Source organism: Deinococcus aestuarii, assembly GCF_018863415.1.
In the GTDB taxonomy this organism is placed as follows: domain Bacteria; phylum Deinococcota; class Deinococci; order Deinococcales; family Deinococcaceae; genus Deinococcus; species Deinococcus aestuarii.
Genome location: NZ_JAHKSN010000005.1, coordinates 120,035 through 139,128, shown reverse-complemented (window position 1 = coordinate 139,128; position 19,094 = coordinate 120,035). Strand labels below are relative to the sequence as shown.

Here is a 19,094-nt window from a genome sequence, read left to right as displayed (position 1 = left end):
TGAACCTCCACGGCTGGGGACAAGGCGACAAGGCGAGGGGTTCAGCATAGCGGGGACGCGGACCCGCACCCGCCCGGACACCCGCCCCGGTCTGGACGACCCGCCGAACCCGGGCCCCCGTCCCCCGGGGAAGGAGGGGCCTTCACGTTCCGGTGGGCTGGCCCTCCGCGCGGGGCTGTGACAGGGCTGGCAGGCGCGGCGGAACAGAATCGGGGGTCATGAAGGTGTCTCGCCCGATCCCGGCACCCCCGCACGCGGCCGACCTGGAGCGGTACGCGGTCCTCGGCCCCCTGCCCGAGTCGGCCTTCGACCGGCCCCTCCGTCTGGCGGCCCGCCTGCTCCGGGCGCCCGTGGCCCTGCTCACGCTGGGCCACGGCGAGCCCCCCTGGTTCCAGGGCGGCGTGGGCGAGGGCTGGCGGCGGCTGCCCGGCCTCCCGGAGCTGCACGCCGCCACCCTGGATCACCCGGAGGGCGTGGTCGTGACCGACCTGGCCCGGGACGCCGGGTTCGCTGCCTGCCGGAGGGCCCCGGGAGAGCTGGCGCCGCGCTTCTATGCCGGGGTGCCCCTGGTCGCGCCCGACGGGCGGGTCCTCGGCACGCTGGGGGTGCTGGATGTCCGGCCCCGCGCGCCCCGGTCCGGCGGGGAGCCCGCCGTCCTCGGCGACCTCGCGGCCCTGGCGGTGGACGAGCTGGAAGGGCGGCTCAGGACCTGGGAGGTCGAGCGTGAGGGGAGGGCGAGGGCCGAGGCGCGGCGCCGGTTTCAAGAAGACCTCACCCTGTCGCAGCTCCTGCGGGGGGTGAGCGACCTCACGGCCCTCGGTCTGGCGCCGGAAGACCTGCTGCGGCGTGTGGCCGACCTCGCCGCGCCGGTCCTGGGCGCGGACTGGGTGGGCCTCACGGCGGTCGAGGGCGACCGGGCCACCACGACCCCGCTCTGGCACAGCCCCCGGGGCGCCGGGTACGACCCCGCGGCCGAGCCCCACGGGGACGGGCTGATCCGGCGGGCGGCCCACCAAACGGGCGTGTGCTTCGGCGGGGACGACGCCGGGCCGCCCGGCGCCCCCTGCGCGGCGAGCGCCTGGCTGGGCGAGGCCGGGCTGCCGGGCCACGTGGTCACGCTGGTGCGGCTCGGGGACGACGGCCCCTGGAGCGCGTGGGACCGCCGCTTCATGGAGGCGGTGGTGCGCGCCCTGCACCACCGGGGAGCCCGGCCGGGGGCGCGGCGCGGGGATCAAGAACCCCTCCAGCAGGCCCTGGAGGAGGCCCAGCGGGCGCGGGGGCGGGCCGAGGTGCTGCTGGAACTCTCCCAGCTCCTCGAAGGCGAAGGGGACGTGAAGCAGATCGCGCCCTTCGCGCTGGCGGCGGTGGGCCGCGCCCTGGGGGACGGCTGGCAGGTGTTGTGGCGCCGCGAGGGCGAGGTGTTCCGGCCGCTCGCCGTGCACGGCTCTCCCCCGGAGGCGGTCCAGCGGCGCCAGCAGGCGGGCGTCCCCGCGAGTCACTACGAGGCCCTGGGCGTGCTGGCCGGTCACCGGGTCTTCCTGAACGCCGAGTCGCTGTCCGAGGTGGCCTGGCAAAACGGCCTGCGGGGCACGGCGGCCCTCCCCGTCCTGCTGCGCCTGCCGGGCCAGGAACTCATCCTGGGCGCCTACCGCGGCGGCGAGTTCGGGGCGTGGTCGCCCTTCGAGCGCGACCTGCTGATCACGGCGGGCCGCATCCTGAGGGCCGGGGCCGAGCGGCAGCTCCGGCTGCAAGACCTCGCGGCCGCCGCCCACACCGATCCCCTCACCGGGCTGGGCAACCGCCGCGCCTTCACCGCCCACCTCGAAGCCGAGCTGGAGGACGCCGCGCGGCGTGGCGGACGGGTCGGCGTGCTGAGCATCGACCTCGACGGGCTCAAGGCCGTGAACGACGGGGAGGGCCACCTGCGCGGGGACGCGCTGCTGGCCGAGTTCGCCCGCGCCCTGCGTGAGCGCTTCCGCCCCCAGGACCAGCCGTACCGCCTGGGCGGCGACGAATACGCGGTCGTGCTGACCGGCGTGACACCCCACGAGGGGCCCCCCCTGCTGGCCCGGGTGGAGGCGGTGGTCCGTCAGGTGCGCCGGGCGGGCTTCGCGTACGCCGACGCCAGCGCGGGCCTGGCCTGCTTTCCGGCGGACGGCACGGACCTCCGGACCCTGATCGAGGTCAGCGACGCGCGCATGTACGCCGCTAAGGGGGAAAAGCGCCGGGTGGGTGCGAGCCCGCGCCGGGGCGCCCGCTGACCCCACCGGGGAGGTGTTCACCGCCCGGGGCCGCCGCCTCCCCGGCCGGTGGGGCGACCGGAACCTTGCGGAGTCGGGAGGCGGCGCTAGGCGGCCAGCCAGCGCCGTCCCAGGCTGTGATCAGGTCCTCGAACCTTCCGGGCCCCCGCACGTAGTCGTCCGCTCCCGCCGCCCTGGCCGCCTGTCGGTCGCGCACCTCGCCCGAGGTCGTGAACACCACCACCGGCACCCGCCGCCGCAGCGGGTCCGCCCGGACGGCTGCCAGCACCTCGTGCCCGTTCACGCGCGGCATGTTCAGGTCGAGCAGCACCAGGTCGGGAAGGTCCTTTCCTCCCCGCAGGAACGCCAGCGCCTCCTGCCCGTCTCGCGCCACGCTCACCTCGCAGTGGACCTCGCTGAGGTCGAGCGCCGCCCGGGCCAGTTCCAGGTCGTGCGGATTGTCCTCGACGATCAGCAGGTGCCTGGGCACGCTCCTCCTCTCAGCACAACAGGCGCCCGAAGCGCCCGTCGCGTCCGGGCAGGATACCATGAAGGGAAAGTAAACCGCGCCCACCTGCGCCTCCCCACGTTCCCGCCCTTGCAGGACAACGGCCCGGGCGGGGGAGCGACGACCGTGGGGGATAGGCCATATCGGGGCGTGCTCGCGGACAGTATCTTGCCCGCATGTCCATGCACCCCGGGGCGGACGCCCCCGTGCGCGTCCCCCTGAATGAACACCTCCAAGACGTCACCGAGGCCCTGGCCGCCGCCCAGGCGCCCGCAGACGTGTTCGCGGTCGTCCTCCAAACCGCGTTGAGGGCCCTGGGCGCCGTCGCGGGCGCCGTGCTGTTCGTGAGCGCGCAGGGCAACCGCCTGGAGATCGCCGCCACGCAGGGCCACGAGGAGGGGGCGCAGACCCTCTGGCAGGACGGTCCCCTCGACGGCAACGTCCCGGCCGGGGACGCGCTGGAACGGCATGAGGCCCTCTATTTCGAGCATGAGGGCGACCTCACCCGCACCTACCCGGAGCTGGAGGCCCGCACGGGGGGTGTGGCGGCGGTGGCGACCGCCGTTTTGCCTATGTTCCTTGACGACGCCCCGCTGGGCGTGGTCATCCTCGATTTCAGGGAGCCGCATTCCTTCACGCCGGAGGAACAGCGCTTCCTGCGCATCCTCGCCTCGCAGTGCGCCATCGCTCTCGGCCGCGCCCGCCTCATGACCGCCCTCCGGCGGCAGGTGCAGGAACGCACCCGGCACATCGAGGAGGAGGCCCGCGCGCACGAGGCGTTCATGGTCTTTACGGAGGCCGTGGGGACGCAGACCGACGTGCACGCCCTGGTCCGGCAGGCCATCACGGTCTTGCGGGCCCGGTTCTCGGAGGCCAGCGTCGGGTACTACGAGCACGCGGAGGGACTGTGGAAGCTGCGGGTGTGGAGCGAGGACATGCGGGCGGACGTGGTGGCCCGGGTGCAGGCGGGGGTGCCGGACGCGACCCCGATCTTCGCGCGGATGCTGGGCTCCGGGGAGGCGGTGTTCACCGACGCCTGGGACCCGGTGCGCGAACAGGTCGAGGCCACCGAGCAGTACGGCACGGTCGCCACCTACCCCCTCACCGTGGGCGGCGAGGTGCGGGGCGTGCTGGCGGTGGGCCTCAAGGACACCCGGCAGTGGCCGGAGCGCGACAAGACCCTGGTGCGCGCGGTGGGCCGGGGCCTGACCCTCGCGCTGGACCGCGCCGAGCAGGCCCGGCAACTGGAGGTGCAGCGCGTGGCCCTTCAGGACCGCGCCGAGGCCCTGAGCCTGGCGAACGAGGAACTGGACGCCTTCAGCTTCTCGGTGTCGCACGACCTGCGCACGCCGGTGCGGCACATCGTCGGCTTCGCGGGCCTGCTGCGCAAGACGCTGGGAGACGCCCCTCCCCCCAAGGCCACCCACTACCTGAGCGTGATCGAGGGGGCGGCGACGCGCATGAACACCCTGATCGACGCCCTGCTCGACCTGGCCCGCACCGCCCAGCACCCGCTGCGCACCCGGAGCGTGGACCTGGGCGCATTGTTCGGGCAGGCGCGGGACGACCTGGAGGTGGAGCTGGCCGGGCGGCGGGTGGAGTGGCGGGTCGCGCCGCTGCCGGTGGTGACGGGCGACCGGGACATCCTGGAACAGGTGGTGGCGAACCTGCTGGGCAACGCGGTGAAGTACACCCGCCCACGCGAGGTCGCCCGGATCGAGGTCTGGGCCGAGGACCGGGTGCAGGAATGGGCGGTGTGCGTGCGCGACAACGGGGTGGGCTTCGACCCGCGTTACGGGGAGCGGCTGTTCGGGGTGTTCCAGCGGCTGCACCGCGACGCGGAGTTCGAGGGCACCGGGGTCGGGCTGGCGAACGTGCGGCGCATCGTCTCCCGACATGGCGGCACGGTGTCCGCGCAGGGAACCCCGGGCGAGGGGGCGACCTTCACCTTCACGCTGCCCAAGGGCCCGTGAGGCGGTGGGGGACCGGGATCAGGACACCCCGGCGCGACGGGGGGACAAGACGGCCAGGGTCACCCCACCAGGGCCGGGGAGGTGAGCGCCACCCGGCAGGTGCGCCTCAGCGGGCGCCCGCGCATTCCCCGGGCGAGCCTGGCGGGGCGCCCCTCACGCCCACCTGACCCGGGCCCCGCCGCAGCTTCAGGCGGGCCCGGTCAGCGCCGCTTTTCCTGATCGGCGCCGGTGAGGTCGAGGTCCCGCCTCAGTTCCCGGGTGCCGGAGCGGAACTCGCGGACGCTCTGCCCCAGCCCCCGGCCCAGTTCCGGCAGCTTCTTCGGCCCGAACACCAGCGCGAGGGCGATCACGACGAGGATGATTTCCATCGGTCCAAGGTTCATGGTGTTCTCCAGGGGCGGCCCGCCCCACCGCGCTGCTCAGCGGGCGAGGCCGACGGTCAGCGTGGCCGCGTATCCCGCCGCCGCGCTGCCGGTGACGGTCGCCATCTGGCTGCTGTAGCCGTCGCTGAACACGTTGTCGCGGGCCAGCGAGATGCTGTTGAGGTTGCGCACGCTGTCCGAGTACCCGCCCGTGGCGTACACCTCCCGGCAGGTGGCCTCGGGCAGCGCGAGTTGCGAGGTCTGAATCTTGTTGTTCGCCGAGGTCGCCGAGGCGAGGGTCGGGTAGACCTCGAAGTGGATGTGCGGCCAGCGCCCCGCGTAGCAGCCGGGGAAGACGGTGGTGAAGGTGACCGTGCCGTCCGGGCCCGCGGCCTGCACGCCGCGCAGGTAGTCCTCGCTGACGGTGGCCTGGCTGTACATCGAATAGTTGCCGTCCTGGGTGCAGTGCCACAGGTACACCGCGTACCCGGCCAGGGGAGCGCAACTCGCGTTGACGTTGACCAGCTTCAGGGTGAGGGTCAGGGGAATGCCCGCCGCCGTGTTCCCCGTCCCCAGGCTGGTGCGCAGGTCCGGGCGGACGATCCCCGAGCGGGTCAGCACGTTGAGCGACTGGCCCGAGGCCGCCGAGCCGTCGGCGGGGTAGGGTCCGGCCGTCTCCGGGGGGATGGCCGCCGGGCAGTCGGCGGTGCCCGTGCCCGTTCCGGTGCCGGTGCCCGTGTCCGTCCCCGCACTCGGGGTGAGGGCGCCCGTGCCGCAGCCGACCAGCAGGCCGATGCCGAGAAGCCCCAGGCCCAGGACCCGGCGGCGGTCCATGACCGGGCGGGCGAGCATGTCCAGGTCGGCGCTCAGGCCGAGGTCGTTGAAGTCGTCGTGGTGGTCGTGGTCGTCGGCGGGGTAGGGCGGGAGCTTCCGGGGGTCGGTCATGGCAGGGTCTCCTTTGCGGCGGCGCGGTCTGGCCGCGTTTCGCCCCGGAGGGTAGGGTCAGGGTGTTCAGAAGTTGTTGGGTTCTGTCGCAGGTGCTGTGAGGACGCGCCCGAAAGCTCAGGTCCCCCGGGGGGTCTCCAGCGGCAGCGTGAAGGTCACGGACGTGCCCGCGCCCGGGCGGCTCGTCAGCCGAATCTCCCCGCCGTGGGCCTCCACGATGGACCGGCAGATGCTCAGGCCCAGGCCGCTGCCCCCGGCGGAGCGGGCCCCGTCCGCCCGGTACAGCCGGTCGAACACGTGGGGCAGGTGCTCGGGCGCGATGCCGCTGCCGGTGTCCGCCACGCCGACGTGCAGCCGCCCGCCCTCCAGACGGGCCCGCACGTCCACCCGTCCGCCCCCCGGCGTGTGGGCCAGCGCGTTGGCGAGCAGGTTCTGGAGGACCTGGGTGATCCGCACCCGGTCCAGGGAGACGGTCACGTCCTCCAGCCGCGTCTCCACCGCCACCCCCTGTCCCTCGGCGACCGCCCGGAAGCCCGCCACCGCGTCCGCGACCAGGAGCGCCACCTCCGCGGGCTGGCGGTTCACATGCAGTTCCCCGGCGTCGGCGAGGGCGAGAAAGCGCAGGTCGTTCACGAGCCGGGCCACGTGCCGGGTTTCAAGGTGCAGGCGCCGCAACCTCTGGGCCGTGGGCTCGAAGGTGCCGTCGAGCATGGCCTCCAGCGTCCCGGCGATCACGGTCAGGGGCGTGTTCAGGTCGTGGGCGATGTCGGCGGTGAGCTGGCGCCGGGCCTGCTGGTTGCGCTCGACGGCCCGGTGCATCTCCCCGAAGGCCGAGAGCACCTCCCCGAACTCGTCGGCGCGCGCCCGTCCGGGCAGGGCGGGGGCCTCGCCGCGTCCCAGGGCCCGGATGCCCGCGAGGAGTTCCCGCAGCGGCCTCAGGAGGGTGCGGGCCACGAGCAGCCCCATCAGGACGGCCAGCACACCCGCCCCCAGCATCGCCCAGGCGAGGGCGCGGACGGTGCGGGCCAGGAATTCCTGGCTGCGGGGATCGGGCTGGGCCCGCAGGCCGGACGGCACGAGGTACGCCACGACCCGGCCGCCGGCCGTCACGGGCGTCTCGGGCCGGCCCGTCACCCGGGTCCCCCGCGCCACGTCGGGGGTCGAGAACACGGCCCGGCGGTCCGGGTCCAGCACGATCCACGCCCCCCGTGACACGAAGGGGCCCGGCCCCTCCGGGGGGGGTGGGGAGCCCCCGCGCGGCGGCCGGGGAGGGGGCGGCGCGGGCGGCCCGGCCGGGCGAAAATCCTCCAGGGTGCCCCGCGCGGCGAGGTACGTCCGCACCTGGGTGCCCAGGTCCTCGCGCGCCTGGGCCCCCAGCAGGGCGCCGAACTCCGCGCGGGTGGACGCCGCCGAGATGAAGCCCACCACCCCCAGCGCCACGGCGCTCACGAGCACGAAAGCCAGCGTGAGCCGCCACGCCAGGGTCTGCCAGAAGGGCCGCCTCACGTGCCCGGGTCCGGGTTCAGGCGGTAGCCCACCCCGAAGACGGTCTCGATCAACTGCGGCCGGCCAGGCTCCTGCTCGATCTTGGCGCGCAGGTTGCGCACGTGCACGTCGATGGTCCGCTCGGAGCCCGAGGCCTCCTCCTGAAGCCGCTCCAGCAGTTCCGGCCGGGTGTAGACCCGCCCGGGCGCGCGCAGGAAGGCGGACATCAGCTCGAACTCCGAGCGGGTGAGGTCCACCCGGTTGCCCCGCACGCGCAGGGTCCGCGAGGCCGGGTCGAGTTCGGCCTCCCCGGCCCGCAGCACGGCGGCCGGGCCCGGGCCCTCGCCCCGGCGCAGGTGCGCCCGCACCCGGGCGAGGAGTTCGGCCATCGAGAACGGCTTGGTGACGTAATCGTCCGCGCCCAGTTCCAGGCCCAGCACCTTGTCGAGTTCGGTGTCCCGCGCGGTCAGGAAGATCACCGGCACGTGCTCGGCCATCCGGAAGCGGCGCAAGAACTCCAGGCCGTCCATGCCGGGCATCATCACGTCCAGCAGCACGAGGTCGGGGCGGTGGTGCCGGGCCTCGAGCAGTCCCTCCTGCCCGCTCCCGGCCACCCTCACCCGGTAGCCGTGCTCCTCCAGGTACTCGCGCACGAGGTCACGCACGGCGGCGTGGTCCTCCACGATCAGGATGGTCTTCACGTCCTGCTCCCGGTCGAGGTCGGGGGGCTGGGGGGCGGGGTCATCCCCAGACTCTCGCATGAAGCGGCGGGGAGCGTGCAGGGCGGCGGGAAACAGGCCTGACCCCCACGCTTCCCGCGCCGCGTCAGGGCCGTCCGGCGCCCCGGGGAGGCGTCTGGCCGGGCTGGGCGGGGCCGGCGCTCAGGTCCACGATCAACCGCTCACCGGGCCGCTCGACCACGGCGAACCTCGCCTGCCGGGCGGCCTGGGCGACGGCGCCCTCCTGGTTCGTGGCGGTGCCGTTCAGCGTGATCGTCGCGGTCACCCGGCCTCCCTGGAGGGGATCGGCGCCGTAAAAGGTCACGCGGGTGGCTCCGCGCAGGGCACTGCCCAGGACACCGGGGTCTTGCCGGGCCATGCCTGACCGGCCCTGCGGCGCGGCCCCGTTCGGCCCGGGGCCCCCCGCTCCCGGCCCCTGCCGGGGCCGCCCGGCGTCGGCCCCGGGGCCCGGCTGGCTCCGGGTGTCTCGCAGGGCCACCACGCGCTGGCCGGAGGGCGTGGTCACCACGGCGTGGGTGGCGCCGCCGGGCGCGTTCTGGAAGGGCCGCTCGCCGGGTCCGGGCGTGACGGTGCGGCTCAGGAGTTGCCCGCCCCCGAGCGGGTCCCCCCGGTAGTAGGCCACCTGCATGGCCTGTGGGGCGTGGGGCTGGGCCCCGGGCGCGGGCCGTGGACCGGGCTGGGTGGTGGCGACGGCCGGGGCGGCGAGGGTTCCTCCAGCGAGAAGCGCGGCGAGGAGGGGCAGCAGAACCTTGGGTGCGTGGCGCATGGGTTGACTCCTTGGGTGGTGGGTGGACGGGCCTCGTCCACGTGACCCGGAGTCTGCGCGGCGCGTGTTCAGGTGGCGGGTAAGGGATGTTCAGAAGTTGTGTGGACCCGCGCGGTTCCCCTCACGCGCCCTCCCCGGCACCCGAGCAGGCACCCGGCGGTCGGACCCGAGCCCCCGGGTTCGCCGCGCGGAGACCCGGAAGGCCAGAACCGTTCACGGACCCGCCCCTCTTCCCCGGCGCGACGGCCACCGAATCCCGGGGTCCCCAGAACACGCCAGTCACCGGCCGTCCGACCACGAGCGGCCGAGCCCGGTGTGTTCACGGCACCCGGTCAGGGGCCCGGTGTGCTTGCGACTCCGCCCCCGGCGTGGCCCCGGCTCGTCGCGCTGGGGGTCAGAGGCCCCCCGTCAACGCGGGCGCCGAGGCTGTCCGGCCCACCCACAGGTCCCGGGTCGTGGACCGGGGCGCCGGGTGGCCGGTGGTGCGGGCGCGTCGTGCCGGGATCACCCCGCAGGCCATCGCGCGCACGGACCGCGGCCCCGGAAGCTCGCGGCGAGGCCCGGCGGGTCCCCGCCCTCCATGCCCCACGAAGCCGCCGTCGCCATCCTCGCGGGCGGGGAGCGGTCGGCTTGAGCCACGGTCGTCCGGGATGGTGCCGGAAAGCGGCACCCTGGGGGCGCTCTGCCCTACGTCAGCAGCCGGGTGACGCTCTGGGTGGCCTCGGCGAGGGTGGGGTGGATGTGCACGGCGTCACGCAGGCGGTCTACCGGCGCGTCCGCGTTCATCAGGTCGATGTAGACGTGGACGATCTCGGTCCCCTCGGCGGCGAGAACCGCCGCGCCCAGGATTTTCCCGCTCTCCGCCTCGGTGACGAGCTTGACGAGGCCCTGCGTCTCCCCGATCTCGGTCGCCTTGCCGTTCTTGCCCATCTCGTAGCAGGCGACCCGCACGCCCAGGCCCGCCTCCCGCGCCTGCCGCTCGGTCAGCCCCACCCGGCCGAGCTGCGGATCGGTGAAGACCCCGTAGGGCACGATGCGGCCTGCGGTGGTTCGCGAGCCGTCCCCGGCGAGCTGCGAGAGCAGCACCCGGTGGTCGTCCCAGGCGGAGTGCGTGAACATCGGCCCGCCGCGAATGTCCCCCGCGACCCACAGGCCGGGAACGTTCGTGGCGAGGCGGGCGTCCACCTCCACCGTGCCGTGCTCCGCGACCCGCGCCCCGACCGTCTCCAGCCCCAGGTCGTCCGTGTTGGGCAGCCGCCCGGTGGCGACGAAGAGGTGGGTGACCTCCAGGGTCTCGTCCCGCCCGTTCCGCCCCAGCGTGAGCCGCAGGCCCGGCCCCGCGCGCTCCACCCGCCGGAGTTCGGTGTTCAGGCGCAGCTCGATGCCCTCGCCGCGCAGGGCGTCTTGCAGGACCGAGGCCACATCGGGGTCCTCGCGGTCCATCAGTTGCTCGCCCTGTTCGATCACGGTGACGCGGCTGCCCATGCGGCGGTAGAACTGGCTCATCTCGGCCCCGATGTAGCCGCCGCCCAGCAGGGCGAGGTGTTCCGGCAGCTCGCCCCGGTCCAGCCAGTTGCCCGCGTGCAGCACGTCCGCCTCCGCCAGCCCCTCCACATCGGGGATGACGCTGCGCGTGCCGGTGTTGAGGACCACCTGCGCCGCCGTCACGAGCTGATCCCCCACGCGGACCCGGAAGCCCCCCCCGTCCCGGCCCTCCAGCCGGGCGTGGCCGCGCAGCCAGCGGGGATTGTCGGTGTCCGACAGCCGCTCCTCCAGCCCGGCGCGCGACTCGTCCGCGATGCGGCGGGCCCGCGCCAGCACGGCCGGGAAATCGACCCTGACTTCCGGGACCCCGAGGCCGTACTCGGCCGCCCGGCGGGCCTGGTGGGCGACCCGCGCGGAGGCGAGGACGGCCTTGGTGGGCGTGCAGCCGAAGTTCACGCACGACCCGCCCAGGTGTTTGCGCTCGGCCAGGGCGACCCGGCGCCCCTCCCCGGCGAGGGCGTGCGCGAGGGGAATCCCGGCCTGCCCGCCGCCGATGATCAGCACGTCAAAGGATGTGTCGTCCATAGAGCCTCCCGACATCGTAGGTCCTGCAAGGGCAAGCGGTGCTCGCCACCCCTCACCCGCAAGGGGAGAGGGGGAAAAAAGCCCCTCCCCTCGTGGAGGATCACAGGAAGGACGTGGGGTTATTCCCCTTGAGGGGGTGAATGGGTGGGGAGTCCTCAGGAAATAGACAGACACCCCCTGTCGTCGTCCACCGGGTCCTTGCCCATCAGGCGTTCAGGGGAGAGAGGCAAGGCACGGCGCCCCGCCCCAGATTCCGCGAATTCTTGCCGTCCCGGTCCTTAAGGCTGAGCTACCCTGCCTCCCAGCCGTGAGTGGTCCTCGTCCCAGCATCGTCGTCGCCGTGCCTGCTCGGAACGAGGCGGCCCACATCGCCCGCACGGTCCGCGCTCTGGCCGCCCAGGTGGACGCGGACGGGGAGCCGCTGGCCGGGTACGAGGTCTGGGTGCTGGTGAACAACTCCACGGACGGTACGGCGCGGCGGGCGGCCGGGGCCGTTCCCCCCGGAGCCCCCGTGCGGGTGGTCACCCGGACGCTGCCCCCGGGCGAGGACAACGTGGTCGGCGCGCGCCGGGCGGCCCTCGACCTCGCCGCCGCCCGGCTGGGGGAGGACGGGTCCGGCGTCCTGGTGAGCACCGACGCGGACAGCGTGCCCGGTGCCGACTGGCTGTGGCAGCTCGGCGCGGCCCTGCGGGCGGGGGCGGACGTGGCCTGCGGGCGCATCCTGCTCGCGGGGGCAGAGCGCGCCCGGCTCCCGGCCCCGGTGCGGCGCGTGTACCTCCAGGACACGGCCTACCGGCTGGCCGCCGAACAGCTCACGGCGCGGCTCAATCCCGACCCCTGCGATCCCTGGCCCCGGCACCACCAGCACTTCGGGGCGAACCTCGCCCTGACCCTGCGGGCCTACCGGCGGGTGGGCGGCGTGCCCGACGTGCCGTGCCTGGAGGACGTGGCCCTGGTGCGCGCCCTGCGCCGCCACGACCTGCGGGTGCGCCACACCCCGCACGCCCGCGTCCACACCAGCGCCCGCACGAGTGGCCGGGTGCCGGTCGGGCTGAGCACCCAGCTCGCCGAGTGGCACGCCGACCCCGGCGCGTGGCGGGTTCCCGGCGCGGCCGAGGTGGCGGCCCTCGCCGGGGCGGAGGCGGCGCTCAGGGCCGCCCGCTCCCGGGGCTGGACGGTCCGGCTCGCCGACCGCTGGCTGGCCTCCCCCGCCGAGCTGCGGGAGGCGCTGAGGGCTCCCACCCTCGGCCTCGCGCTGGAGGCCGCCCACGCCGCGCGGGGCCGGGCCGGGCTGTGGGCCGAGCGCCACCCCCCCGTCCCCGTCGCGCGTGCCCTGGCCGACCTGCGCGCGGTGCTCCGGCTCCACAGTCCTCCCGGGGGGGAAGCGCCGCCTCAGGACTCCGGTCTGGTCAGCACGTCCAGCCGGTAGCGCTCGTGTCGCTCGCCGTGCCGGTGGGTCAGGGGCCGGGGCGTGCGGCGCAGGGCCGCCCCGTGGACCTGATCGCCCGTCTGCGGGTAGTCGTGGACGGGGGGCGTCCAGTGGACCAGGATCAGGTCGCCGCCGGGGGCGAGCCGTTCGGTGAGGGCGTCCAGCAGCTCCTCCAGGTCCCGGGTGCTGAAGTAGTACCCCACCTCGGACAGGACGATCAGGTCGAAGGGGCCGTCGGGGACCTCCCCGGGCAGGCGGCGGCGCTCGAAGGTGACATTCGCCCGGTCCCGGTTGCGCTTGCGGGCGCGGGCGAGGGCCTTCTCGTTCACGTCCACGCTCAGCAGCGCGTCTGCCCGGTCCGCCAGCAGGCCGGTCAGCACCCCGATGGAGCAGCCGACCTCCAGCGCGCGGGCGTACCTCTCCCGGGGCAGGGTGGCGAGGGTGCGGGCGTACTTGGCGTGCTCGTACTCGCTCGTCTCGAAGTTCCAGGGGTCGTCGTTGGCGCCGTACACGTCCTCGAAGTAGCGGTCGCCCAGGGTCTCGTCGGGGGGCGTCATGCGGGGACCTCCTGGGTGGAGAGGGGGACCTCGTGGTACGTCTCGGTGCCGCCCAGTGCCCGCTTGACCAGGCCCGGCGGCAGCGTGAAGCCGTGCGGGTCGTCGGTGATCAGGCCGAGCTGCGTCCGGTGTGCGAGGATGGCCCGCCGCTTGCGGCCGAGCCAGGGGCCCACGTCGAGCGTGAGGGACCGGGCCTCGCCGGGCTGCGGGTGGTCGCCCGGGTCACCCCGCTCCTCCAGCCAGACCGTGTACGCCAGCACCCGGACGGCGGGAAAGGCGCGGGCGGCCGAGAGCAGCGGCGCCCAGGCCGCGCGGTGGTCGGGGTGCGGGTCACGCGCCCACGGCAGCAGCAGCGTGCCCGGCGGCGCCTCCCGGAAGGCGGCGAGGGCTCCCCGGGCGAGGGCGTCCGGGCAGGCGCCGAGCGCCCCGTCCGGCAGCCCCAGCGCCCGGGTCCGCGCGGCGGGGACGCCCAGCTCGGCCAGCCCCGCCCGCCACTCCGCGAGCCGCGCCCCCGCCAGCCGCTCCCGGGGGTACGTCCGCGAGGTGGGGTGGGAGAGGCCCCCGTCGCTCAGCAGCAGGGCCCACACCTCCTGCCCGGCCCCGGTGAGCGCGGCGATCAGCCCCCCGCAGCCCAGCGCCTCGTCGTCCGGGTGGGGGGCGGCGACCCACACCGGCCCGGGGAGGGTGCCCGGCACCAGCGCGCTCACGCCTCCTCCCAGGGGTCCCAGGCCCCGTCCGGGAGGTCCGGGGCGCCCAGCACCCGGGCGCCGACCGCCAGCCGGGCCGCGTCGGGCGCGGGCTGACGCAGGTACATCCGCAGGTCGCGCAGCCGCCGCTCGGTGGGATGCGGGGCGAGCAGGCCCCGGGCGCCCACCGCCCGCTCGGCGGCCTCGCAGGCGAGCAGGCAGGCATCCTCGGTGGCGGCGCGGGCCAGGGCCACGTAGGCGAGCAGGGAAGACGGGTCGGCCCCCTCCGGCAGGGCGTCTTGCCGGGCCTGGGCGCGGCAGGTGGTCTGCCAGGCCCCCTCCAGCCGGACGGCGACCTCGGCGAAGCGCAGACACTGGGCGTCGTCCCCCGCCCGGCCCAGCCGCCGCAGCACGTCCCGCGCCGAGGCGACCACGGCGTCGGCCCCGCCGAGTTGCACGGCCAGGAACCGCAGCGCCCCGCCGCCGAACTCGGGCTGGCGGTAGTAGTCGCCGGGAGCCCCGATCAGGTCGTCCGGCCGCACCCCCGCGCCCGTGTAGTCCACCCGCCCGGAGACGGTGGCGCGCATTCCCAGCGGTTGCCAGAAGCCGGGGTCGGGCGTGCCGGGCTCGCGCTCCGTGGGCAGCACCACCATCACCCGCCCGGCCTCGCCCTCGGCGGGCAGGAGCGGCCGGGTCACGTGCCCCAGACCCGAGGCGAAGGTCTTGCCGCCCGTCAGGGTGAGCGCCCCGGCCTCGCCCCGCACCAGCCGCAGCCCCGGGCCGTCCTCGGTGTTCCACACGCCGAAGAGTTCGCCCGCGCGGGCGTCGGCGGCGGCCCGCCGCGCCTGCGCCGGGGTGCCGTAGCGCAGGATCAGCGCCAGAGCGTTGACGTGCCCCTCGAACACCCGCCCCACCGGCAGGCTCGCGCGGCCCACCCGGCGCAGCAGGGCCAGCAGCGCGGGGCCGCCGACCCCCCGGCCCCCCAGCTCGGCGGGCAGGGGGGCGGTCAGCACACCCGCCGCGTGCAGCGCCCGGAAGGAGGCGGCGGGAAAGGCCCCGTCCGCGTCGCGCGCCCCGGCCTCGCCCTCGACCACGGCGGCGGCCGGGGTGAAGAGGGCGACCGCCTCACGGGGGAGCAGGGGGCGTTCCCCGGGGGCGGGTGGAGGCGGGGTCGGCCCGGTGTGCCTGAAACTCACCCGACCACCATACCGTCCGGGCACAACGGCCAAGCCCGCTTCATGCTTTTTTCAACGCCCGGCGGGCCGGAGGGGGAATGGTCATGGGGCTGAACCCCCGGGCCGGGGAAAGCTCACCTCAGGGGAGGGTGCGACAGGGGCCGGGGGAGGTTCGGCAGGGGGAGGAACCCAGATGAGCGAGGATGGGCGCAAGGACCAGTACACGATGCAGAACCCGGTGACGCAGTACCCGCAGCCGCCGTTTCCGCAGCAGCCCCAGGAGGCGCCCGGCACCGTCCACAAGATGGTGCCCCCGCCCGACCACGGCGAGACCACCTACCGGGGCTCGGGCCGCCTGGCGGGCCGCAAGGCCCTCATCACGGGCGGCGACTCGGGCATCGGGCGCGCGGTCGCCATCGCCTTCGCGCGCGAGGGCGCCGACGTGGCGATCAACTACCTTCCCGACGAGGAAGAGGACGCACAAGAAGTCATCAAGCTGATTCAAGACGCCGGGCGCAAGGGCGTCGCGCTGCCGGGCGACATCAAGGACGAGGCCTTTTGCGAGCAGCTCGTCGAGCAGGCCGTCTCGCAGCTCGGCGGGCTCGACATCCTGGTGAACAACGCGGGCAAGCAGACGGCGGAGAAATCGCTCGGCGAGATCACGACCGAGCAGTTCGACCAGACCTTCAAGACCAACGTGTACGCGCTGTTCTGGATCACCAAGGCGGCGTTGCCCCACCTCCAGCCGGGGGCCGCCATCATCAACTCCACCTCGGTCGAGGCGTACCAGCCCTCGCCGCTGCTCTTCGACTACGCGCAGACCAAGGCGGCGATCATGGCGGCCACCCACTCGCTCGCCAAGCAGCTTGCGGGGCAGGGCATCCGGGTCAACGGGGTCGCGCCGGGTCCCGTCTGGACGCCCCTCCAGCCGACCGGCGGCCAGCCGCAGGAGAAGATCGAGCAGTTCGGTGCCCAGACGCCGATGGGCCGCCCCGGCCAGCCCGCCGAACTCGCGCCGGTGTACGTCTTCCTCGCCTCGCAGGAGTCGAGCTACGTCACCGGCGAGGTGTACGGCGTGGCGGGCGGCAACGGGCGGACCTGAACCGGGCCCCGGCCCCGCCGTGATTCCTCCGGCCGCCGACCACGCCCCGGGTGGAGTCCTGGGGACGCGCTGCCCGATCCGTCACCCCCAGGGGGTCAGACGTGCGCTGGGGCGTGGTCGGGAGCCTTTCCGGGGGTCGGAGGCGGGGCCGTGCCGGGCCGGAGGTGCTCTCGCAGGAAACCGAGGAGCTCCGCGCGGTACCTCGTCAGGTGCCGGGGGCCGATCACGCCCAGGTGACCCGCGCCCGGGATTTCCAGCAGGCGCGCGCTCCCGTGGGCGTCCCGCAGCCGCCGCCCGTTCTCGACGCCCACCACCCGGTCCGCGTCCCCGTGGATCAGCAGCAGGGGCTGATCCCGCAGCCTCGCCACGTCCTTCACGGGCCGCATGTCGCGCATCCGGCCCCGGGTCCGCCGCTCGGCCACCCACACGATCAGGGGTGCGAGTGCGGGCACGGGCAGGCGGGTGAAGGCCCGCACCCCCGAGACCACGTTCTCCGCCAGGCCCGCCGCGCTGGCGATGGACACGACTGCCCGCGCGTGGGGCGTGCGCGCGGCGGCCCGCAGCACGGCGGCCCCGCCCATCGAGTGCCCCAGCAGCGCGACCCGGCCCGGGTCCACGTCGGGCCGCGCGCGCACGTGGTCGAGCGCGGCGAGCACGTCGTGCAGCTCGTGCAGGCCCAGGCCGCTGACCCTTCCGCCCGACTCCCCGTGGGCGCGCAGGTCGAAGAGCAGCACCCCGTACCCCTCCCGGTGCAGGGCCGCCGCGTGGAGCAGGAGGTGGCCCCGGTGCCCGCCCGTGCCGTGGACGCAGACGACGCTCGCCCCGTCCGCACCTGGGGCGGGCGGCACGAACCAGCCGCGCAGCGTCACGCCGTCGGCGGTGGTAAAGGCCACGTCCTCCCAGGAGGTGACCCCCAGGTGGTCGGGCGTGTGAACGGCGCGGGTACGCCGGGGCCGGACGAGCCGGTCCGCCTGAACGTGGGCGGTCAACAGCAGCGGGGCGGCGAGCAGCAGCGGCGAAAGGAACATCAGTCCGAACATAGGAACTCCGATCTGTGGACAAAGGGGAGCCCCGGGTGGGCTCAGGGCCCGCAGCGGCGCACCCGCACGAAGGGCCGCCCTCCCGGGCAGGGGGTCTCCCCGAGAGGGGACGGGGGGGCTACCGCAGCGTGCCGAGCACGTCGCGCGTGCCGTCGCCGTCGAAGTCGCCGAACACGAAGCCGCTGGGCTGGGCCGTGAAGGGCGGCAGCCGCAGGGAGTCGGGCAGCGGGCTCCACGGGCCGGTTCCGCCGTACGAGACCAGCCAGCCCCCCTGCGGGTTCAGGCGATACACGTCGGTCATGCGGTCGCCGTTGAACTCCCCGAACCTCAGCGCTCTCAGGGGGACGCTGGAGGTGTTCAGCTCCTCCCAGAGCCCGGTGCCGCCCGACGACATCCACCACGTCCCGTTGGTGGTGCGGAACACGTCGGTCCGTCCGTCCCCGTCGAAGTCCCGGAAGACCAGGTTGGGCGCCTTGACGGCCGAGGCGTTGAGGCGCTGCCACCCCGACGAGCCACCGGAGGAGACGTTCCAGACCTTGCCGGTCGCGTGGAACACGTCCGTGCGCCCGTCGCCGTCGAAGTCCCCGAACGAGAGCTGCCACGGGTCCACGCGCGAGGTGTTCCACTCGGTCCAGCCCTCAGCCCCGCCGCGCGAGAGGTACCACGTCCCCGCGGCCGCGATGAACACGTCGGTCCGGCGGTCCCCGTCGAAGTCCCCCAGGACCAGGCGGTCGAGCCCCTGGCAGACCCCGCTGTTCAGGGTGGCCCAGGGGGCGGCGACGGTGCCCTGCGAGAGGGCCACGAACCACAGGCAGCGGCTGGTGTCCACCGTGAAGAGGTCCGTGCGCCCGTCCCCGTTGAAGTCCCCGGTCGCCAGGTGCTCCGCTTGGTGGTCCGAGCCGCCGAAGTTGCGCCACATCCCCGCCCCGCCGCCCGACACGATCCAGCGGCGCAGGTGCAGCCAGTCCACCGCCGCGCGGTCGCCCGGGCTGATGCTCTCGCCGCCGTTGGTGGGCTTGCCCGCCGGGATGGTGTCGTACACGGGGTTGCCGTTCGCGCTGCACGTGAAGCGGTCGTAGTGCATCAGGGAGTTCAGGTCGTAGGGCCCGATGTCCAGCCCGTCGGCGAGGCGCTTTTCCTCGAAGGCGCTGCGGCACAGGCCGTCCCGTAGGTTCGCCCACTGGATGTTGATGTGGTGGCTGCGGTCCTCGCGGGTCTGCTCGTGCCACAGACCGATGGTGTGCCCCAGTTCGTGGGTCAGCGTCCGCGCCGAGCAGTCGCCGGAGGAGGTCATCAGGACCGCCTGCTCGCCGCCCTGGCGCCCGATGCTCGAAAAGCACCAGTCGGCCTGCGTCCCCGCCTGGAAGGTGATGAAGTCAGGCTCCACGCCGCGCGGCACGAAGCGCACCGGGGTGACGGCCTCCCACGCCCGCATGGCGGCCAGCGCGTTTTGCCGTCCCGAGGCCGTCACCGAAGCCGCGAAGGTGAACGGCACGACCCCGCCCGGCCAGCGGTAGTCGAGCGGCGCGTCCCGGAAGACGCTCTGCGGGCTGAGCCGCCCCCGCTCCAGGTCCGCCAGCTTGCCGACGATGATGTCGCCCTCGACGACGGCGTACTCGTCCACCACGTCCACCCTGACGGTCTTGCCGCGAAGCTGAAGCTGCCGGGTCTCCCCGCCGGGAGTCGGCGAGGGATTCGGGCTGCCCGCGCACGCGGCGAGCAGGAGCGGCCCGAGGAGGGTCAGGGCCCGGAGGGGGTGCCCGGGGGAGTGGCCTGTTCCGGTGGATCTGTTCATCGTTCCTGCCTTTGCCGGTGTCCGGCCAGGGTCGGTGCCGGCCGCGCCCGGGTCTTCCGGCGCCGCTCGACCGCGCGTTGCTGCTGGGCGGCCCTTCCCGCAGCCCCTGACGAGGGTGGGCGGGAGAGCGCTCTGGGCCGTGTTCTCAGGGACCCATCTCGACTCCTTCCTCCGTGGGAGGGGTCTTCGCCGCCTCCTGGGAGGAGTGTCGTGTGGGGCCG

16 protein-coding genes are annotated in these 19,094 nt (G+C 74.7%); 4 read left to right on the top strand and 12 right to left on the bottom strand.

The features are described 5' to 3' along the window. Positions 1 to 218 precede the first annotated feature (218 nt). The gene (locus tag IC605_RS09245; protein WP_216322220.1) at positions 219 to 2,261 is read left to right on the top strand and encodes a sensor domain-containing diguanylate cyclase; all 2,043 of its coding nucleotides are present in this window, start codon (positions 219 to 221) and stop codon (positions 2,259 to 2,261) included. On the opposite strand, the gene IC605_RS09240 is transcribed toward IC605_RS09245, so the two are convergent. Then, entirely contained in the window at positions 2,209 to 2,730 is a 522-nt protein-coding gene (locus tag IC605_RS09240) for a response regulator (RefSeq protein WP_343216560.1), read from the bottom strand. The two genes, IC605_RS09245 and IC605_RS09240, sit on opposite strands and share 53 nt — an antisense overlap. 194 nt (positions 2,731 to 2,924) lie before the next feature. On the opposite strand from IC605_RS09240, the gene IC605_RS09235 reads away from it, so the two are divergent. Continuing rightward, positions 2,925 to 4,721, top strand: a complete 1,797-nt coding sequence (locus IC605_RS09235; protein ID WP_216322217.1) for a sensor histidine kinase — start codon at positions 2,925 to 2,927, stop codon at positions 4,719 to 4,721. A gap of 200 nt (positions 4,722 to 4,921) precedes the next feature. Here the strand turns inward: IC605_RS09235 and IC605_RS09230 are convergent, their stop codons facing one another. The 6 genes from IC605_RS09230 to IC605_RS09205 all read right to left on the bottom strand — a co-directional run bounded on the left by IC605_RS09230 (position 4,922) and on the right by IC605_RS09205 (position 11,089). Continuing rightward, positions 4,922 to 5,104, bottom strand: coding sequence for a twin-arginine translocase TatA/TatE family subunit (locus tag IC605_RS09230; RefSeq protein ID WP_216322215.1), 183 nt, complete (start codon positions 5,102 to 5,104; stop codon positions 4,922 to 4,924). Positions 5,105 to 5,140: 36 nt separating this feature from the next. Continuing rightward, positions 5,141 to 6,028 carry an intradiol ring-cleavage dioxygenase gene (locus IC605_RS09225; protein WP_216322213.1) on the bottom strand — a complete coding sequence of 296 codons (888 nt, stop codon included), beginning with the start codon at positions 6,026 to 6,028 and terminating at the stop codon, positions 5,141 to 5,143. A 117-nt stretch (positions 6,029 to 6,145) separates the two neighbouring features. After that, positions 6,146 to 7,534: a sensor histidine kinase gene (locus tag IC605_RS09220; protein ID WP_216322211.1), complete on the bottom strand. Its 1,389-nt coding sequence runs from the start codon at positions 7,532 to 7,534 to the stop codon at positions 6,146 to 6,148. Further along, the gene (locus tag IC605_RS09215) at positions 7,531 to 8,274 is read right to left on the bottom strand and encodes a response regulator transcription factor (RefSeq protein WP_246580623.1); all 744 of its coding nucleotides are present in this window, start codon (positions 8,272 to 8,274) and stop codon (positions 7,531 to 7,533) included. The genes IC605_RS09220 and IC605_RS09215 overlap by 4 nt, the downstream gene beginning before the upstream one ends. 64 nt (positions 8,275 to 8,338) lie before the next feature. After that, entirely contained in the window at positions 8,339 to 9,019 is a 681-nt protein-coding gene (locus IC605_RS09210; protein WP_216322209.1) for a hypothetical protein, read from the bottom strand. 687 nt (positions 9,020 to 9,706) lie between these two features. Then, a complete protein-coding gene (locus tag IC605_RS09205) occupies positions 9,707 to 11,089 on the bottom strand; it encodes a mercuric reductase (RefSeq protein WP_216322207.1) in 1,383 nt (460 codons plus the stop codon). A 307-nt stretch (positions 11,090 to 11,396) separates the two neighbouring features. On the opposite strand from IC605_RS09205, the gene IC605_RS09200 reads away from it, so the two are divergent. Further along, positions 11,397 to 12,518: a glycosyltransferase family 2 protein gene (locus IC605_RS09200; RefSeq protein ID WP_216322204.1), complete on the top strand. Its 1,122-nt coding sequence runs from the start codon at positions 11,397 to 11,399 to the stop codon at positions 12,516 to 12,518. On the opposite strand, the gene IC605_RS09195 is transcribed toward IC605_RS09200, so the two are convergent. From IC605_RS09195 to IC605_RS09185, 3 genes are read right to left on the bottom strand one after another with little or no spacing between them, the layout of a single operon-like run. Continuing rightward, on the bottom strand, positions 12,482 to 13,075 hold the full coding sequence (locus IC605_RS09195) for a class I SAM-dependent DNA methyltransferase (protein ID WP_216322201.1): 594 nt from the start codon (positions 13,073 to 13,075) through the stop codon (positions 12,482 to 12,484). The genes IC605_RS09200 and IC605_RS09195 overlap by 37 nt on opposite strands. Next, the gene (locus tag IC605_RS09190) at positions 13,072 to 13,782 is read right to left on the bottom strand and encodes a PIG-L deacetylase family protein (protein ID WP_216322200.1); all 711 of its coding nucleotides are present in this window, start codon (positions 13,780 to 13,782) and stop codon (positions 13,072 to 13,074) included. The genes IC605_RS09195 and IC605_RS09190 overlap by 4 nt, the downstream gene beginning before the upstream one ends. Beyond that, entirely contained in the window at positions 13,779 to 14,957 is a 1,179-nt protein-coding gene (locus IC605_RS09185) for an acyl-CoA dehydrogenase family protein (protein WP_343216559.1), read from the bottom strand. Before IC605_RS09185 ends, IC605_RS09190 begins: the two co-directional genes overlap by 4 nt. A 172-nt stretch (positions 14,958 to 15,129) precedes the next feature. Here IC605_RS09185 and IC605_RS09180 point away from each other — a divergent pair, with 172 nt between their 5' ends. Further along, positions 15,130 to 16,038 (top strand): SDR family oxidoreductase, encoded by a 909-nt coding sequence (locus IC605_RS09180; protein ID WP_216322196.1) that lies wholly within the window; start codon positions 15,130 to 15,132, stop codon positions 16,036 to 16,038. 95 nt (positions 16,039 to 16,133) lie between these two features. On the opposite strand, the gene IC605_RS09175 is transcribed toward IC605_RS09180, so the two are convergent. Together IC605_RS09175 and IC605_RS09170 are read right to left on the bottom strand one after the other, a co-directional pair. Then, a complete protein-coding gene (locus IC605_RS09175) occupies positions 16,134 to 17,066 on the bottom strand; it encodes an alpha/beta hydrolase (protein ID WP_216322194.1) in 933 nt (310 codons plus the stop codon). A 130-nt stretch (positions 17,067 to 17,196) separates the two neighbouring features. Beyond that, on the bottom strand, positions 17,197 to 18,873 hold the full coding sequence (locus IC605_RS09170) for a M12 family metallopeptidase (RefSeq protein ID WP_216322192.1): 1,677 nt from the start codon (positions 18,871 to 18,873) through the stop codon (positions 17,197 to 17,199). Positions 18,874 to 19,094: the final 221 nt, after the last annotated feature.

What these genes read in the sequence shown, in the direction of transcription:
- IC605_RS09245 (WP_216322220.1), top strand. Translation starts at nt 219, where the DNA reads ATGAAGGTGTCTCGCCCGATCCCGGCACCCCCGCACGCGGCCGACCTG.
- IC605_RS09235 (WP_216322217.1), top strand. Translation starts at nt 2,925, where the DNA reads ATGTCCATGCACCCCGGGGCGGACGCCCCCGTGCGCGTCCCCCTGAAT.
- IC605_RS09230 (WP_216322215.1), bottom strand. Translation starts at nt 5,104, where the DNA reads ATGAACCTTGGACCGATGGAAATCATCCTCGTCGTGATCGCCCTCGCG.
- IC605_RS09225 (WP_216322213.1), bottom strand. Translation starts at nt 6,028, where the DNA reads ATGACCGACCCCCGGAAGCTCCCGCCCTACCCCGCCGACGACCACGAC.
- IC605_RS09215 (WP_246580623.1), bottom strand. Translation starts at nt 8,274, where the DNA reads ATGCGAGAGTCTGGGGATGACCCCGCCCCCCAGCCCCCCGACCTCGAC.
- IC605_RS09210 (WP_216322209.1), bottom strand. Translation starts at nt 9,019, where the DNA reads ATGCGCCACGCACCCAAGGTTCTGCTGCCCCTCCTCGCCGCGCTTCTC.
- IC605_RS09205 (WP_216322207.1), bottom strand. Translation starts at nt 11,089, where the DNA reads ATGGACGACACATCCTTTGACGTGCTGATCATCGGCGGCGGGCAGGCC.
- IC605_RS09195 (WP_216322201.1), bottom strand. Translation starts at nt 13,075, where the DNA reads ATGACGCCCCCCGACGAGACCCTGGGCGACCGCTACTTCGAGGACGTG.
- IC605_RS09180 (WP_216322196.1), top strand. Translation starts at nt 15,130, where the DNA reads ATGAGCGAGGATGGGCGCAAGGACCAGTACACGATGCAGAACCCGGTG.
- IC605_RS09175 (WP_216322194.1), bottom strand. Translation starts at nt 17,066, where the DNA reads ATGTTCCTTTCGCCGCTGCTGCTCGCCGCCCCGCTGCTGTTGACCGCC.
- IC605_RS09170 (WP_216322192.1), bottom strand. Translation starts at nt 18,873, where the DNA reads ATGAACAGATCCACCGGAACAGGCCACTCCCCCGGGCACCCCCTCCGG.